The organism is Ruegeria sp. HKCCD7559, from assembly GCF_013110575.1.
Taxonomy (GTDB): Bacteria; Pseudomonadota; Alphaproteobacteria; order Rhodobacterales; family Rhodobacteraceae; genus Ruegeria.
The window spans coordinates 84285-98757 of the sequence record NZ_WVQU01000001.1 but is presented as its reverse complement, the minus strand read 5'-3'; the positions used below and the strand labels follow the sequence as shown (position 1 = coordinate 98757).

Genomic DNA, 14473 nt, shown 5'->3' with positions numbered 1-14473 from the left:
CAGCTATCAGATGGTCTTCTGACGTCCTTGTTTCGGACGCTGGCGTGTTGAGTGGAAGGATGGACCGAGTATAAATTTCTTGTCTGCAAAACATCCCGGATAAGCCTTATCCATGCCGCAAACGTGCGTCACAAAAGGTTCATAACGGATGCGGGAAACAAACCCGTTCGGAGCAGGACCAGAAAATGAAAACCAAATCTCGCTTTCTCAAAGCCATGGTTGCCGCCACGCGGAGCCAGAAGCTGGAAATGCCGTGGAAGCGGGTATCAAGCCATTCTGTCAGGGTCGCCAGCCGCATCGCGGCACGACGCTGAGACAGAAACACCCCGAGGCCAAGCTGCCGGTCTCGATTGGGTGAACGCGCTTCGGGCTTGCTCCTGCCCGATGTGTGATGCGTCGCGATCTGAGGGGGTCGAGACGGATTCAGGAGTTGTGTGTGTGCGGGCAATTTTCGCCCGTGAAGTACGAGTTTGTCTGGGGGGTCAATGTGTTGACCATTGGAAAGCGAGATTTTGTCGCAATGCGGGGTCCGACCGACCGCCGCCCAAGGGTCACCCATTTGTTTCAAGACAAAGAACCAGTTCGCCAGGTTGGCCTGTACGGGGTTACGCCGCGCCTGACCGGACAATTTGAGGGGAAGGAATATTTATGACTATTCCTAGTTCACTGGCCCGTGCGGCCAGAAATGCGATCGAAACGACAGCCATGCTGCGGGACGCACCGCGACCGGTTGCGAAACCAAAGGCCCAGCTGCGCCGGTATGAAGTCAGCACCCTGTTGAAAAACGGAAACGTGGTTCAGACCAGACACATAGCGCCTGCCCTGCCAATGTTCGAAGACGCCTTTTGTGCCTTCACGCGCGGATCGCTGGTTGAAACGGAACATGGGCCCATGGCCATCGAAGACCTGATGCCGGGGGATACTGTCCTTACTCAGGATGGCGCGTCGGAAACCGTGCTGTGGAAGGGATCTGTCACTCTGATCCCGGGACGTCCGGATTCGCGGGGCCGCACGCGGCCGCTTACGCGCGTCACGGCAGATACATTCGGGATCCAAAAGCCGATGTCGGGTGTAATCGCCGGGCCTGCGGCACGGATCGTGGGCACACCGACGCATTTACGGCATTTGTATGGAAATGACCCGATTCTGACACCTGTGTCCGAATTTCAGGATGGAACGGGTGTGATTGAAACAATGCCGCCGACGCCAGTTGAACTGTTTCACATTTGTCTGAAACGGCATTCCGTTATTCGGGTAGATGGTTTACAGTTCGAAACGTATCACCCAGGTGTGAACGCGGTCCGGATGATCAGCCACTCTTTGCGGTCGGTTTATCTGAACCTGTTTGCGCATATCGAGTCGCTCAACGATTTTGGTCCGCTGCTGATGCCGCGCGCCGGGGACGGAGAAATCGACGCGATGACAGCCTGAGTACGATAGCGATTACTGCATTATGGGGGGCATCATGCAGCTGTTACTAAGTTGGATTCTATCCTTGGCGGTGGCTGCCATGCTGCCACCGAACACCGCACCTGCAAAACGTCTGGGGGTTACGCCGTCCGGTTCATTCGTTCTTCCAGAACGTCGAACGGCACGCCTGGCTCGTCTTTTGCGCCGCGGATAACAAGCGATGTCTTGACGCTGGCCACATTTGGCGTGGTCAGCAGTTCACCGGTCAAGAACTGCTGAAAACTGCTGAGATCGGGTGCGACGCATTTCAGGATGAAGTCCACCTCGCCGTTCAGCATGTGGCATTCACGGACCAGAGGCCATTCGCGGCAGCGTTCTTCGAACGCGCGCAGCTCGGTCTCGGCCTGACTGTCAAGACCGACCATGGCGAACACCTGCACTTCAAATCCCAGCTCGCGGGAATTCACCTCGGCGTGGTAACCGGTGATATAACCGGATTCTTCCAGGGTGCGCACCCGGCGCAGACAGGGCGGCGCCGAAATTCCGACCCGTTTGGCAAGTTCCACATTGGTCATCCGACCGTCTGCCTGTAGTTCCGCCAGAATCTTGCGGTCGATATCATCCAGCCGAGTCGTGACCATCAAATGCTCCTGATTTTTGCGGTTCTTATATCAGCCCCCCACGTGCGCGCAATAATGTTTCGTACATGCGCAATTTTCTTTGTTTTCAAATCTCTCATTTCGCCCTCACCCTGCGCAAGGTGGCTTGAATGGGCTTGAACAGTAAGGGGCTTTAAGCCGGGTCTGTCGGTCGCTATATCGGGGCGACGGGCCAAAAGCCCAATTCAGGCAATTCGAGCGGAGTTACCATGGCCGACACACGACACACCAAGGTTCTGATCATCGGATCGGGGCCAGCAGGATACACTGCGGGCGTTTACGCAAGCCGCGCCATGCTGGAACCCATCCTGGTGCAGGGTATCGAGCCCGGCGGCCAGCTGACGACAACGACCGAGGTCGAGAACTGGCCCGGCGACACCGAGGTACAGGGCCCCGACCTGATGGTCCGGATGCAGGATCATGCCAAGGCCATGGGTTGCGAAGTGATCGGAGACATCATCAACGATCTGGACCTCAGCCAGCGCCCCTTCACCGCCAAGGGCGACAGCGGCACCACCTATACGGCGGACGCCGTCATTCTGGCGACCGGCGCGCGCGCCAAGTGGCTGGGCCTGCCGTCGGAAGAGAAGTTCAAGGGCTTTGGCGTTTCAGCCTGCGCCACCTGCGACGGGTTCTTCTATCGTGGACAGGAAATCGTGGTGATCGGCGGCGGCAATACGGCCGTGGAAGAGGCCCTGTTCCTGACCAATTTCGCCAGCAAGGTGACTCTGATCCATCGCCGCGATGAGCTGCGCGCGGAAAAGATCCTGCAAGACCGGCTGATGAAGAACGACAAAATCGAGCCACTGTGGTTCCACGAGTTGGAAGAAGTGATCGGCACCGACGCGCCGCTGGGCGTCGAGGGCGTTCGCGTCAAGCATGTCAAAACCGGAGAGATCACTGAAATCCCCTGTAAAGGCGTGTTTGTTGCCATCGGCCACGCACCCGCGAACGAGCTGGTCAAGGACACGCTTGAAACGCATATGGGTGGCTATGTCGTCACCAAACCGGGCAGCACGGAAACCTCGGTTCCGGGCGTGTTCGCAGCGGGCGATCTGACCGATCACGTCTATCGTCAGGCGGTCACAAGCGCCGGTATGGGCTGCATGGCGGCACTGGATGCCGAACGGTTCCTGGCGGAAACCGAATAACGCGAATTCTGAATTTTTGCAGGGCTGCCCCGGTGAATTCAGATCCGAAGGCCGTCAGCCTTTTTAGTACAGTGCCCCCGGGGTTTAAGGGGGCACTGCAAAGCATACGCTGCGCTGCAATCACTGATCGGCAGCCTATGCCACCTGCCAATCCCTTGACCCCCAGCCAGCGGCGTATCAGGATTGCTGAGGGAAAAGCGAAAAACAGGTGAACATTTGAACAACGCTCTTTGGCGCGGCGGGTGGTCAACCCGACTCAGGATCGTCAGTGGTCTTGTGTTGTTTGTTTTCGCATTCTTTCATTTCATAAATATTGGCTTGGGCCTGTTTCACACGGATTACCTGCACGGGATGCAGGACGGTCGAAAGGCCGTCACACGCCACGATGTCATGAGCGTGCTTTTCTATGCTGCCCTGTTCACGCATGCAGGTCTGGCCCTGACATCGATCGCGCAACGCAGAACCCTGCGCATGCCATTCAGCACGGCGTTGCAGGTCGTTCTGGGTTTGCTGATTCCGCTGCAACTGATCTCGCACATCGTTCAGACGCGGGTCGCGCACGAAGTCTATGACGTCAATGACGAGATGGGATATATCATCATCCTGATGTGGCCCAGTATCGCCGTATGGATGCAAAGCGCCTTGCTGCTGATCGTTTGGATACACGGCTGCATCGGTTTGCATATGTGGTTGCGGCTGACCCGGTGGTGGCCGCGGGTCGTGCCCTATCTGATCGGCGTTGCGGTTTTCGTGCCATTATTCGCGTTGGCCGGATTGCTGACCGAAGGTCGACGCATATGGGCCGACTTTGCTGATGAATTCCTGCGCGAGCAATATATCGAGCACTACAATTGGCCATCGCCCGAGACCTTCCAGACCCTGTTCAGTGTAAAAGACTATGGCCTTTTGATCTTCTGGCTGGCTCTGGGGGCGACGGGTCTGGTTTACATCGGGCGCAAACTGTGGCGGCGCAGGCATTCGGTGCGCGTGAATTACGCCAAAGGCCCCGAGGTGGTCGCGGAAAAAGGCATGACTTTGCTTGAGATTTCGCAGGTAAACGGCGTGCCGCACGCCGCCCTGTGCGGTGGAAAGGGGCGCTGCACCACATGCCGAGTCATCGTAGAGGATGGCAACGACGCCCTGCCCCCGCCCGGCGACGTCGAAGCACGCAGCCTTGCTGCTGTGGGCGCCTCGCCGCAGACGCGACTGGCCTGCCAGATACGCCCTACGGAACCCACCACCGTTTTTCGGGTTTTCAGGCCAGATGGCGGGCGCATACGCGGGCATGCCAGCCAGGGTCAGGAACGTCAGTTGGCTGTTTTGTTTCTGGACATGCGCAGCTTTACTGCGCGTACGACCGGCCAATTGCCTTATGACATCGTGTTCCTGCTGAACCGGTTTTTCGATGCGGTCGTGCCTGCCATCACCAAGGAAGGCGGTGTCGTGGACAAATATATGGGAGACGGGCTGCTTGCCGTTTTTGAAAAGCCGAATGCGGCGGCGTCCGCCCGTGCCGGGTTGCAAGCCGCCATCGACATCAGTCACGCCCTTGATGAATTCAACGCACAGCTCGACGCCGAAGGCAGCCCCGGCATTCGCATCGGGATGGGTCTGCATCTTGGGGATCTGGTGGTGGGTGAGATCGGCGCCGCGGGCCATGCGTCGAAAACCATAATCGGCGACGCCGTCAATGTCGCCAGTCGTCTGGAAAGCGAAACCAAGGCGCTGAAGGTCGAACTGCTGGTCTCGCAAGAGATGCTGGAGGCCGCCGGTGTAGTCGTGCCCCAGGACGATATCAGATTGTTCCAGCTGCGCGGCGTGTCTGAACCGATTCCCGCCCTGCCCGTCACCCGTGCATCCACACTTGAGCAGAACGCCACAAAACAGGAACAGGAATTCTCTGCATGAAGCAATAACCTCTGATCGTTAGGATCAGATCATCGATTTGACTTGTGAATTAGAAATTCCTTCCAATTCAAAAATATTCGGCGCATATCCTCCTTTGTTACATTCCCGCCTGTGGACTTCGCCTGTCAGTCGGTGCAAACGCCTCCAAACCGCCTGATATCCACTGGCAAATCAACACTGCGACAAGAGAATTCCAATGACGATGTTAAGCAATCTGGCCCCGATCCCCGAACTGTATGTGTCATACGATTCGGCGCAGAAGCTGAAGGTGGAAGCGGCCGACCTGACCAGCTGGGATCTGAGCCCGCGTCAGATCTGCGACCTGGAACTGCTGATGAATGGCGGGTTCAACCCACTCAAGGGATTTCTGAGCGAAGCGGATTACGACAATGTGGTCGAGAATATGCGCCTGGCCGATGGAACGCTTTGGCCAATGCCCATCACATTGGATGTCAGCGAAGACTTCGCGGATCTGATCGAACTTGGGCAGGATATCGCTCTGCGTGATCAGGAAGGCGTGATCTTGGGCACCATGACCGTGACCGACCGCTGGACTCCGGACAAGTCCCGCGAGGCCGAGAAGGTCTTTGGCGCCGATGACGATGCCCACCCGGCAGTGAACTATCTGCACAACGTGGCCGGCAAGGTCTATCTGGGCGGACCGGTGGTCGGAATCCAACAACCCGTGCACTACGATTTTCGTGGGCGCCGCGACACCCCGAACGAATTGCGCGCCTATTTCCGCAAGCTGGGCTGGCGCCGCATCGTGGCCTTCCAGACCCGCAACCCGCTGCACCGCGCGCATCAGGAGCTGACCTTCCGCGCCGCCAAAGAGGCACAGGCCAACCTGCTGATCCACCCGGTCGTGGGCATGACCAAACCGGGCGACGTCGATCATTTCACCCGCGTGCGCTGTTACGAGGCGGTGCTGGACAAGTACCCCGCTTCGACCACCTCTATGAGCTTGTTGAACCTGGCCATGCGCATGGCTGGCCCGCGCGAAGCCGTCTGGCACGGGCTGATCCGCGCCAACCACGGCTGCACCCACTTCATCGTCGGCCGCGACCACGCGGGCCCCGGCAAGAACAGCAAAGGTGAGGATTTCTACGGCCCCTATGACGCGCAGGATCTGTTCCGACAGTTCCAGGACGAAATCGGCGTTGAAATGGTAGACTTCAAGCACATGGTCTATGTGCAGGAACGCGCCCAGTACGAACCGAATGACGAGATTCTCGACAAGGACAACGTCACGATCCTGAACATCTCGGGCACCGAACTGCGCCGCCGCCTGCGTGAAGGGCTGGAAATCCCCGAGTGGTTCTCGTTCCCCGAAGTGGTCGAGGAACTGCGCCGCCGCTTCCCGCCGCGCTCCAAGCAGGGTTTCACCGTGTTCTTCACCGGCTTTTCGGGCTCGGGCAAGTCGACCATCGCAAACGCGCTGATGGTCAAGCTGATGGAGATGGGCGACCGCCCGGTGACGCTGCTGGATGGCGACATCGTGCGCAAGAATCTCAGCTCGGAACTGGGCTTCTCGAAGGAACACCGCGACCTGAACATCCGCCGCATCGGATATGTGGCGTCCGAGATCACCAAGAACGGCGGCATCGCCATCTGCGCCCCGATCGCGCCCTATGCCACCACGCGCCGTGCCGTGCGGGAAGAGATCGAACAGTTCGGTGCCTTCTGCGAGGTGCATGTGGCCACCAGCATCGAGGAATGCGAACGCCGCGACCGCAAGGGTCTGTACAAGCTGGCGCGCGAGGGCAAGATCAAAGAGTTCACCGGCATCTCGGACCCTTACGATGTTCCGGAGAACCCCGAGCTGCGGGTCGAGACCGAAAATGTCGAGGTCGACAACTGCGCCCATCAGGTGCTGCTGAAACTGGAAAGCATGGGCCTGATCGCAGCAAACGGATAACAGTCTCATCAGACTTTGTTTTGGCGGTCCCCGGTCATTCCGGGGGCCGTTCCTTTTTTGGTCACCAATTGACAATTGCCGCTGGTCCTGATGCTTTTCAGGACCTCAAGGCGGGTGTGAAACTGAGATGACGAACAAGTCTCCGACCATTGCCAGTTTCTGGTTTGGATCCGATCTGAGTTGGTTGGAGCAACTCTGCCTTCAGTCCTTTCTGGATCATGGCCACCGCTTCGTCCTTTATGTCGCGCACGAGGTAAAAGGCATTCCGGCAGGTGTCGAAACCCGCCCTGCCAGCGACGTTTTCTGGCCGCCACCTTTTGTGGTCGATGCCGAAGATAGGCAGGGCGTTGCCGTCTTCTCGGATATTTTCCGGCTGCACTTGATGCGGCAAAGCGAGGTGATCTGGGTCGATCTGGATGCCTATTGCGTACGGGCGTTCGACTTTTCGACGGATTTCGTGTTCGGTCGCTCCAGGCGGGGCGACTTCCCGACGGGTGTGCTGCGCCTGCCCACAAGATCGGCGACCCTGGAACAGATGCTGAAATTTGTCATGTCGTCTAACCCGTCCCAATCCTGGCGTGGACGCAGATTGCAGCGCCACAATCGGGAACGAACCGCAAGAGGGGAACGCTGGGGCATCGAAGCCCTGCCCTGGGCCAGTTCGGGGCCCAAAGCCTTTGGCCATTTCCTGCGCCAGACGGCAGAGGACCGCCATGCCATGACTGCTGAAACCTTTTATCCGCTGGCGCAGGAGGAATTGTGGAAGCTACACGATCCGCGCATCGCGACGAACGAAATCGAAACCGAAACCGTGCATTCGGTACACATCTACGGCCATCAGAAGAAACTGATGGCCAACCGGATGGGCGGACTGCCGGTTTCAGGGTCATATCTGGACAGGTTGTGCAAACGACATGGGATCGAACCAAGTACGGCCCCGATTCTGCGATTGGCCTGGATGTAGCCCGTCGCATCCGGCCAGGGTTTCGCGGGTCAGCCCTTGGTAAACGCCCGCCTAGTGTGTCGGCGTTTCCGGCAGGTCGACCTGCCCGCGCATCAGGATATGCCCCTGACCAGAAACCCTGATGCCCGTCATCGCATCAGGCGGGCCGACACGCGTGACGATGGCCTTCCCGGGGCGGCCCATATCGTGACCCTGCTGGGCGATGAAGCTTTCCTTTTGCATCAAGCCATGTTTCCACAAATAGGCGGCCATCGCACCGGTGGCAGACCCGGTAAACGGATCTTCGGGCGGGCTGGGCGGTGCCATGAGAAGGCGCGAAAACGTATCCCCCTCATCGGTTGCCCCTTGCAGCGTGACAAGAAACGGCTCGGCCATGTCCGAGCCGGAATACCCAGCAGTTTCAGCCACTTTGCGCAACGGGCCTTCAACCAGTTGAGCGGCCCGCAAGGCCGCATGATCCCGCAGAACAGTGATGCAGAACGGCAAGCCGGTCGAAACCATTTGAGGCGGAGAAATGATGGCTCCCGTTGGCAGACTGACCGCTGCCGCCACCAGTTCCGCGGGAACGCGCGTACCGAATTGCGGTGCGACCTGAGTCATTTCGATCTGATCCCCCTGCAACCGGATCGACACCAGGCCGGCACCGGTTTCCAGCGTCAGACCATCGCCCGAGATCATGCCGCGGGATCGCATCGCCGCGACGGTGGCGATAGTCGGATGCCCCGCAAAGGGAATTTCGCGGCTGGCCAGAAAGTAGCGGACGCGGATGTCGGCCACGTCGGACGGCCCGGTAAAGGTGCATTCGACCAGAGAGGTTTCGCGCACATAGGCCATGCAGACCTCTTGTGTCAGGCGCGCACCTTCATGGACGACGGCACATCCGTTGCCACCGAAGGCGCGATCACTGAAGGCGTCCACCCAGTCAAAGTCAAACCAGCCCATGAAGCCACTCCTGCTTTAGCATTTGTGGCACGATCACTGCATAGGCGGAGAATGTCACGTTTTTTCAGCAGTGTTTCAGGCCGCCTAGTGAACCGCCACCGGAGACAGGTCATGTTCGCGCGCCAGCACGAAGGCCAGCTTGCGGTCAGCGACCAGCGCCAGTTGCTGCCCGTCGGAATCGTGGACGGCGTAAAGCTGATCCAGATCGCCGGCCTGTTCACGAACTTCCCGAGGCAATTCAGATACTTCAACCGTTTTGACATAGACAATACGGTTGCCCTGGGCGTTGATTTCAATCGGTGTATTCATTGCTCTTACCCCTTCCGTATGTTGATCGTCTGAACCACTGTTTCCGGCACGGCGCGGGTCAGATCCACATGCAGCAGACCGTTTTCCATGATCGCCTCGCCCACTTCGACGCCATCGGCCAGCACGAACATGCGCTGGAACTGACGCGCCGCAATGCCGCGATGCAGGAAGATGCGCCCCTCGCTGTCGTCGCGCTGACGGCCCCGGATCACCAACTGGCGATCCTCGATCGTGATTGACAGATCCTCCTCGGCAAACCCGGCCACCGCAAGAGTGATGCGATAGGAAAAATCCGAGGTCTGTTCGATGTTATAGGGCGGGTATCCTTCATTTCCGGCCTTTGCAGACCGTTCCAGAAGGCGTTCCAACTGCTCGAACCCCAAAAGATGCGGGTATGAGCCTAGAGTAAGTTTCGACACGTATTTTCGTCCTTCTTTGTAAAAGCGACGTGGTGTGCGGCCCCGTTCTGGCAACCGCCTGCAATAGAATATGGGAAGAAACCAGGATGTCCACAAGGTCTGGCGCGATAACGTCTGACACACTATCTTGTTGGCCAAGCACCACAACCAACTCGAGTCGCCAATGAATGCGCCCACCGATCTTTCGATGAAAACAGATGAAGTATTGCGTGTTGAGCTTGAGGTCTTCCGCCGACAGCACCGCGATCTGGACGAGGCGATTCAGGCATTGCATGACAAGGGAACGGCCGACCAACTGACCTTGCGGCGCCTGAAAAAAGAGAAACTGCGCCTGAAAGACATCATTCGCCTGATCGAAGACCGCCTGACGCCCGATATCATCGCCTGAACGCCCTGTACCGCATTGCCAGCCAACCGGATTTGGATATAGTGCGCGCTCTTTCTGAGCGCGGGGACGTATGCGGATGAGCGATGTGAAAGTAGGGATCATCATGGGCAGCCAGTCGGACTGGCCCACGATGAAGGAGGCCGCGGATATTCTGGACGAACTGGGCGTCGCCTACGAAGCACGCATCGTATCGGCCCACCGCACGCCGGACCGGCTGTGGGACTATGGCAAAACCGCTGTTTCGCGTGGGTTGCAGGTGATCATTGCAGGTGCAGGTGGGGCTGCGCATCTTCCGGGCATGATGGCGTCGAAAACGCGGGTGCCTGTGATTGGCGTCCCGGTGCAGACCCGTGCCTTGTCGGGCGTGGATTCGCTGTATTCCATCGTGCAGATGCCCAAGGGATTTCCGGTGGCGACCATGGCGATCGGGTCCGCCGGCGGGGCCAATGCCGGCCTTATGGCGGCGGGCATTCTTGCATTGCAGGATGATGCTTTGGCCGAACGGCTGGACAGCTGGCGTGACGCGTTGTCAGCCTCGATCCCTCAGGAACCGCAGGGATGAGCCGGATCGGCTTTATCGGCACCGGCCATATCGCCGCGCCGATTGCGCGGCTGATGGCCGCCAAGGGGCACCAGATCAGCGTGACCGAGCGCAACGCCAAGGTTTCAGCCGCCTTGAAGACGGAACTGGGTGCAACCGTAGCTGCGCCTCAGGCCGTGATTGACACCTCGGACATTGTGTTCCTGTGCCTGCGCCCGCATATCGCGGCCGAGGTTCTGGACCCGCTGACATTCCGCGCCGATCAGCAGATCGTGTCGGTCATGGCGGCGGTTTCGGCCGAGCATCTGGCCACGCTTTGCGCCCCGGCATCGGATTTCGTGCAGACCATCCCGCTGGGCTTTCTGGAAACCGGCGGCTGCCCGATGGCGGCTTTTGGCAATGATCGCCTGCTGGCGGACCTGTTCGAGCCCGAGAACCCGGTGATCAAGGTTGCGGATGAAGCCGCGCTGAACGCGCATTTCGCCATTTGTGCCATGGTTCCCGGCATTCTGGACCTGATGGCAACGGGTGCCGAATGGCTGGGTGACGCAACCGGTGATGCGGACGGGGCCGAGTTCTATACAACGCAGTTGATGGCGGGTTTTCTGGCCTCGATGGAAAAAGGCACCGCAGGGCGGCTGGCGCAGGGACGCGACGCGCTGGCGACGGAGGGCACGCTGAGCCTGCAAATGACGGACGCCCTGAAAGACGGGGGCGCGCACGAGGCGCTGCGTTCCGCGCTTGGGGCAATTGGCAAACGTTTGGAGAGTTGAAGATGGCGGAAATGCTCGCCCAAGGTGCAGTGATCGGGATTCTGGGGGGTGGTCAGCTGGGCCGGATGCTGTCCGTGGCAGCCGCCAGGCTGGGTTTTGTCAGCCATATCTATGAGCCGGGTGCAAACCCACCTGCGGGGCAGGTTGCGGATCGCGTCACCATCGCGGCTTATGACGATGCAGACGCGCTGAAAGCCTTTGCCGATGCGGTCGATGTCATCACTTACGAGTTCGAGAACATCCCGACCGAAGCGCTGGACATTCTGGAAGCGCACCGCCCGATCCGCCCCGGGCGCGAGGCCTTGCGGGTCAGCCAGGACAGGTTGACCGAGAAGACATTTCTGCAAGAGCTGGGCCTGAAGACGGCCCCATTTGCGGATATCGCCGACCTGAACAGCCTGAATGCGGCGATCGAACAGATCGGGACACCCGCCATCCTGAAAACCCGTCGCTTTGGCTATGACGGCAAGGGGCAGGCCCGGCTACGCAAGCCTGAGGATGCCGAGGCCGCTCTGGCCGATATGGCCGGGGCACCGGCCATTCTGGAAGGGTTCGTGGATTTCTCGCACGAGGTGTCGATCATCGCGGCCCGCGGTCTGGACGGTCAGGTCGCCTGTTTCGATCCGGGTGAGAATGTGCATCGCGACGGTATCCTGCACACCACCACCATCCCTGCCCGCCTGTCCCCCGCCCAGCGCACCGATGCCATCCTGCTGGCGGCCAATATTCTGAACGCTCTCGAATATGTCGGCGTGATGGGCGTTGAGCTGTTCGTGACACCCGGCGGACTGATCGTGAACGAGATCGCTCCGCGCGTGCATAACTCGGGCCACTGGACGCAGAACGGCTGTGCTGTCGATCAGTTCGAACAGCACATCCGCGCGGTGGCGGGCTGGCCTTTGGGGGACGGGCAGCGCCATTCCGACGTCGTGATGGAGAACCTGATCGGCGACGATATGGACCGCGTGCCTGAGCTGGCGCGCGAGCGGGATGTTGCGCTACATCTCTATGGCAAGGCCGAGGTAAAGGCCGGGCGCAAGATGGGGCACTTCAACCGCATCAAACGTTGAGGCTATCGCGCCTGCGCGCGACACCTTCGGCGAGAGTATTTGGGAAAAGGTGAAGGTTTTGCGGGGCCTAACCCAGAAACCGGGCGGCGATGTCGCCTGACATGTAACTGACGCGCCCACCGGCCAGGGTGGCTGCAACGCGATGGGTGTCCGCATCCAGGATGACCAGATCCGCGCGTTTTCCCGGCACGAGCGTGCCCCTGTCCTGCATGTCCAGCACCCGCGCGGGGCCGGACGAGACCAGCGCCCAGGCACCGGCCAGATCCAGCAGACCGGTTTTGGCTAGCATCAGCGCCGCGCGGCGCGGGCTGGGATAGTGATAATCCGAGGCCAACGCATCACAGAGCCCCATGGCGATCAGTTCGACGGCGCTTGCGTTCCCCTTGTGTGATCCCCCCCGCACAACGTTGGGAGAGCCGAGGATAACGTGATCCCCGGCAGAACGCGCGGCTTCGGCGGCTTCAAGCGTTTCTGGGAATTCGGCAATGCGCACGCCCCGGTCGCGCCACCATGCCCTAGTCTCGGCGGTCGCGTCATCATGGCTGCCCAAACGCACCCTCATTGAGACAAGTTCGGCGCTGAGTGCTTCGACGGCAGCGGGAACCTCGTTCCTGCGGGCATGCATATTGAGCAGCATCTCAAAATGCGCATCCGGATTGCGTCCGGCCTTCAACGCCTGCCCGGTCAGGCGCGGCGGCTTTTTGCCCTGCGCCAAACGATCATGCGGCAGGTGATCATTGAACACCACATAGGGCACCTGCCATTCGGCGATACGATGGGCCAGACCTTCGTAGTCCTCCAGCATGTTGGTCTCGAACCGCAATTGCGGGATCAGATCCGTGACGGTGCTGTTTTTGACCGCAGCGATGGCCCGAAATACCTGCGCGGCAAACTCGGGGCCGCGCACGCCACCTTCCCAGCTGTAGAACTGCGCCAGCACCGCGGTGGTGATGCCATTGGCGGCCAGTTCGGCTTCGGCTGCCAGAATACCTTCGTTCATTTGCTTCATTGCGCCCCGGCGCGGGGCGATGTGGCGTTCGAACCCGTCCCCGTGCAGATCGACGATACCGGGCAGGACAAGATAACCGGTCAGGTCAACCCTGCGCCCGGTCCGATCTTGCTGAATAACGCCCTCCGCCATCGAGAGATCGCAGCGCAACAGCCCATCCTCCGGCAACAGAACCTCTGCGCCGGTCAACGTCAGATCCAGAAAAGTCATTGTGTGGGCTCCGAGTCAGGTTCCGAGCAATCCTGCCCGATGCAGATCTCGTCGATTATCTCCATCACGCCGTCCAGCCAGGTGATCTGCCGATCGAATTGGCCAAATTCGATGAAATGCAGCGCCTGTGCCATAACGCGCGGGTTGTTCATCATGAACGTGTGGGTCACCGGAAGAACAAGATGATCCTTCATCCCTTCGACCTTGGTGGTTTCAACCGAAACCTTACCGTCATCCGGCCCGTCGATCAGCGATGAAAACAGCGGGTTGAGCGAATTCTCACCCGCGATCACCCCCAGTTCAAAATCCACCGGCGGCAGGCGGCGCGGAATGCCTTCGGGACCTGTGCCCAATTGCAGGCCCGCCGGGCCGTTCAGATACCCAAACACTTCCCATGCGCTCAGCTCATCGACCAACTGGCTGCCCTGATTGGGCGGGCCGAGCATGACGACACGACCCAGGTTTTCGGGCCGATGGTCCTTGAGCCAATAGCGCAACAGGATACCGCCCATGGAATGCGCAACGACATTGGCTTTGTCATCTCCACATGCCGCAAGCGCGTCCGGTATGGTTTGCCTTGCCAGTTCCGGAATACCGATTTCGGTCGATGGATACCCGTGGCGCACTACGGTATAGTCATGCGCCTTGAACAGCTGCTCCATCACGGTGAACGAGGCCTCGGTGCGCGCAAGGCCGTGCAGAAGAATCACACATTTCGCACTGGCTGCGGCAGGAACGAGGCAGAAGAGCAAGGCAATCAAAAGTTTCATAACCGCCAGATAAAGCCTATCAGCCTTTGATA

Annotated in this window: 16 protein-coding genes; 10 read left to right on the top strand and 6 right to left on the bottom strand. The window is 59.4% G+C overall.

The window, feature by feature from the left end:
* Window positions 1–185 precede the first annotated feature (185 nt).
* Together GS605_RS21160 and GS605_RS00505 are read left to right on the top strand one after the other, a co-directional pair.
* Entirely contained in the window at window positions 186–314 is a 129-nt protein-coding gene (locus GS605_RS21160; RefSeq protein ID WP_256367481.1) for a hypothetical protein, read from the top strand.
* 334 nt (window positions 315–648) lie between these two features.
* A complete protein-coding gene (locus tag GS605_RS00505) occupies window positions 649–1431 on the top strand; it encodes a Hint domain-containing protein (RefSeq protein ID WP_171722752.1) in 783 nt (260 codons plus the stop codon).
* A gap of 119 nt (window positions 1432–1550) precedes the next feature.
* Here the strand turns inward: GS605_RS00505 and GS605_RS00500 are convergent, their stop codons facing one another.
* Window positions 1551–2051 carry an Lrp/AsnC family transcriptional regulator gene (locus GS605_RS00500; protein WP_152458979.1) on the bottom strand — a complete coding sequence of 167 codons (501 nt, stop codon included), beginning with the start codon at window positions 2049–2051 and terminating at the stop codon, window positions 1551–1553.
* Between the two features lie 227 nt (window positions 2052–2278).
* Here GS605_RS00500 and trxB point away from each other — a divergent pair, with 227 nt between their 5' ends.
* The 4 genes from trxB (at window position 2279) to GS605_RS00480 (ending at window position 8010) form a co-directional block, all read left to right on the top strand.
* A complete protein-coding gene (trxB, locus tag GS605_RS00495) occupies window positions 2279–3220 on the top strand; it encodes a thioredoxin-disulfide reductase (RefSeq protein ID WP_171634439.1) in 942 nt (313 codons plus the stop codon).
* Window positions 3221–3436: 216 nt separating this feature from the next.
* A complete protein-coding gene (locus GS605_RS00490) occupies window positions 3437–5128 on the top strand; it encodes an adenylate/guanylate cyclase domain-containing protein (RefSeq protein WP_171722751.1) in 1692 nt (563 codons plus the stop codon).
* A 196-nt stretch (window positions 5129–5324) separates the two neighbouring features.
* Window positions 5325–7046, top strand: coding sequence for a bifunctional sulfate adenylyltransferase/adenylylsulfate kinase (locus GS605_RS00485; protein WP_171634444.1), 1722 nt, complete (start codon window positions 5325–5327; stop codon window positions 7044–7046).
* 127 nt (window positions 7047–7173) lie between these two features.
* Window positions 7174–8010 (top strand): hypothetical protein, encoded by an 837-nt coding sequence (locus GS605_RS00480; protein ID WP_171722750.1) that lies wholly within the window; start codon window positions 7174–7176, stop codon window positions 8008–8010.
* Window positions 8011–8061: 51 nt separating this feature from the next.
* Here GS605_RS00480 and GS605_RS00475 read toward each other — a convergent pair whose 3' ends face one another.
* The 3 genes from GS605_RS00475 to GS605_RS00465 form a co-directional block, all read right to left on the bottom strand.
* Window positions 8062–8952: a PhzF family phenazine biosynthesis protein gene (locus GS605_RS00475; protein WP_171634449.1), complete on the bottom strand. Its 891-nt coding sequence runs from the start codon at window positions 8950–8952 to the stop codon at window positions 8062–8064.
* 84 nt (window positions 8953–9036) lie between these two features.
* The gene (locus GS605_RS00470; protein ID WP_171168916.1) at window positions 9037–9261 is read right to left on the bottom strand and encodes a DUF1150 family protein; all 225 of its coding nucleotides are present in this window, start codon (window positions 9259–9261) and stop codon (window positions 9037–9039) included.
* Window positions 9262–9266: 5 nt separating this feature from the next.
* The gene (locus GS605_RS00465; RefSeq protein WP_058275530.1) at window positions 9267–9680 is read right to left on the bottom strand and encodes an Hsp20 family protein; all 414 of its coding nucleotides are present in this window, start codon (window positions 9678–9680) and stop codon (window positions 9267–9269) included.
* A gap of 163 nt (window positions 9681–9843) precedes the next feature.
* Here GS605_RS00465 and GS605_RS00460 point away from each other — a divergent pair, with 163 nt between their 5' ends.
* From GS605_RS00460 to GS605_RS00445, 4 genes are all read left to right on the top strand, one after another.
* Window positions 9844–10068, top strand: a complete 225-nt coding sequence (locus tag GS605_RS00460) for a YdcH family protein (protein WP_152458986.1) — start codon at window positions 9844–9846, stop codon at window positions 10066–10068.
* A gap of 76 nt (window positions 10069–10144) precedes the next feature.
* On the top strand, window positions 10145–10630 hold the full coding sequence (gene purE, locus GS605_RS00455; RefSeq protein ID WP_152458987.1) for a 5-(carboxyamino)imidazole ribonucleotide mutase: 486 nt from the start codon (window positions 10145–10147) through the stop codon (window positions 10628–10630).
* The gene (locus GS605_RS00450) at window positions 10627–11382 is read left to right on the top strand and encodes an NAD(P)-binding domain-containing protein (RefSeq protein ID WP_171722749.1); all 756 of its coding nucleotides are present in this window, start codon (window positions 10627–10629) and stop codon (window positions 11380–11382) included. The genes purE and GS605_RS00450 overlap by 4 nt, the downstream gene beginning before the upstream one ends.
* Before the next feature lie 2 nt (window positions 11383–11384).
* Window positions 11385–12452 (top strand): 5-(carboxyamino)imidazole ribonucleotide synthase, encoded by a 1068-nt coding sequence (locus GS605_RS00445; RefSeq protein ID WP_171722748.1) that lies wholly within the window; start codon window positions 11385–11387, stop codon window positions 12450–12452.
* Between the two features lie 67 nt (window positions 12453–12519).
* Here GS605_RS00445 and GS605_RS00440 read toward each other — a convergent pair whose 3' ends face one another.
* Together GS605_RS00440 and GS605_RS00435 are read right to left on the bottom strand one after the other, a co-directional pair.
* Window positions 12520–13671: an alpha-D-ribose 1-methylphosphonate 5-triphosphate diphosphatase gene (locus tag GS605_RS00440; RefSeq protein ID WP_171722747.1), complete on the bottom strand. Its 1152-nt coding sequence runs from the start codon at window positions 13669–13671 to the stop codon at window positions 12520–12522.
* Entirely contained in the window at window positions 13668–14441 is a 774-nt protein-coding gene (locus GS605_RS00435) for an alpha/beta fold hydrolase (RefSeq protein ID WP_171722746.1), read from the bottom strand. Before GS605_RS00435 ends, GS605_RS00440 begins: the two co-directional genes overlap by 4 nt.
* Between the last annotated feature and the right edge of the window lie 32 nt (window positions 14442–14473).

What these genes read in the sequence shown, in the direction of transcription:
- GS605_RS21160 (WP_256367481.1), top strand. Translation starts at nt 186, where the DNA reads ATGAAAACCAAATCTCGCTTTCTCAAAGCCATGGTTGCCGCCACGCGG.
- GS605_RS00505 (WP_171722752.1), top strand. Translation starts at nt 649, where the DNA reads ATGACTATTCCTAGTTCACTGGCCCGTGCGGCCAGAAATGCGATCGAA.
- GS605_RS00500 (WP_152458979.1), bottom strand. Translation starts at nt 2,051, where the DNA reads ATGGTCACGACTCGGCTGGATGATATCGACCGCAAGATTCTGGCGGAA.
- trxB (WP_171634439.1), top strand. Translation starts at nt 2,279, where the DNA reads ATGGCCGACACACGACACACCAAGGTTCTGATCATCGGATCGGGGCCA.
- GS605_RS00485 (WP_171634444.1), top strand. Translation starts at nt 5,325, where the DNA reads ATGACGATGTTAAGCAATCTGGCCCCGATCCCCGAACTGTATGTGTCA.
- GS605_RS00480 (WP_171722750.1), top strand. Translation starts at nt 7,174, where the DNA reads ATGACGAACAAGTCTCCGACCATTGCCAGTTTCTGGTTTGGATCCGAT.
- GS605_RS00475 (WP_171634449.1), bottom strand. Translation starts at nt 8,952, where the DNA reads ATGGGCTGGTTTGACTTTGACTGGGTGGACGCCTTCAGTGATCGCGCC.
- GS605_RS00470 (WP_171168916.1), bottom strand. Translation starts at nt 9,261, where the DNA reads ATGAATACACCGATTGAAATCAACGCCCAGGGCAACCGTATTGTCTAT.
- GS605_RS00460 (WP_152458986.1), top strand. Translation starts at nt 9,844, where the DNA reads ATGAATGCGCCCACCGATCTTTCGATGAAAACAGATGAAGTATTGCGT.
- purE (WP_152458987.1), top strand. Translation starts at nt 10,145, where the DNA reads ATGAGCGATGTGAAAGTAGGGATCATCATGGGCAGCCAGTCGGACTGG.
- GS605_RS00450 (WP_171722749.1), top strand. Translation starts at nt 10,627, where the DNA reads ATGAGCCGGATCGGCTTTATCGGCACCGGCCATATCGCCGCGCCGATT.
- GS605_RS00445 (WP_171722748.1), top strand. Translation starts at nt 11,385, where the DNA reads ATGGCGGAAATGCTCGCCCAAGGTGCAGTGATCGGGATTCTGGGGGGT.
- GS605_RS00440 (WP_171722747.1), bottom strand. Translation starts at nt 13,671, where the DNA reads ATGACTTTTCTGGATCTGACGTTGACCGGCGCAGAGGTTCTGTTGCCG.
- GS605_RS00435 (WP_171722746.1), bottom strand. Translation starts at nt 14,441, where the DNA reads ATGAAACTTTTGATTGCCTTGCTCTTCTGCCTCGTTCCTGCCGCAGCC.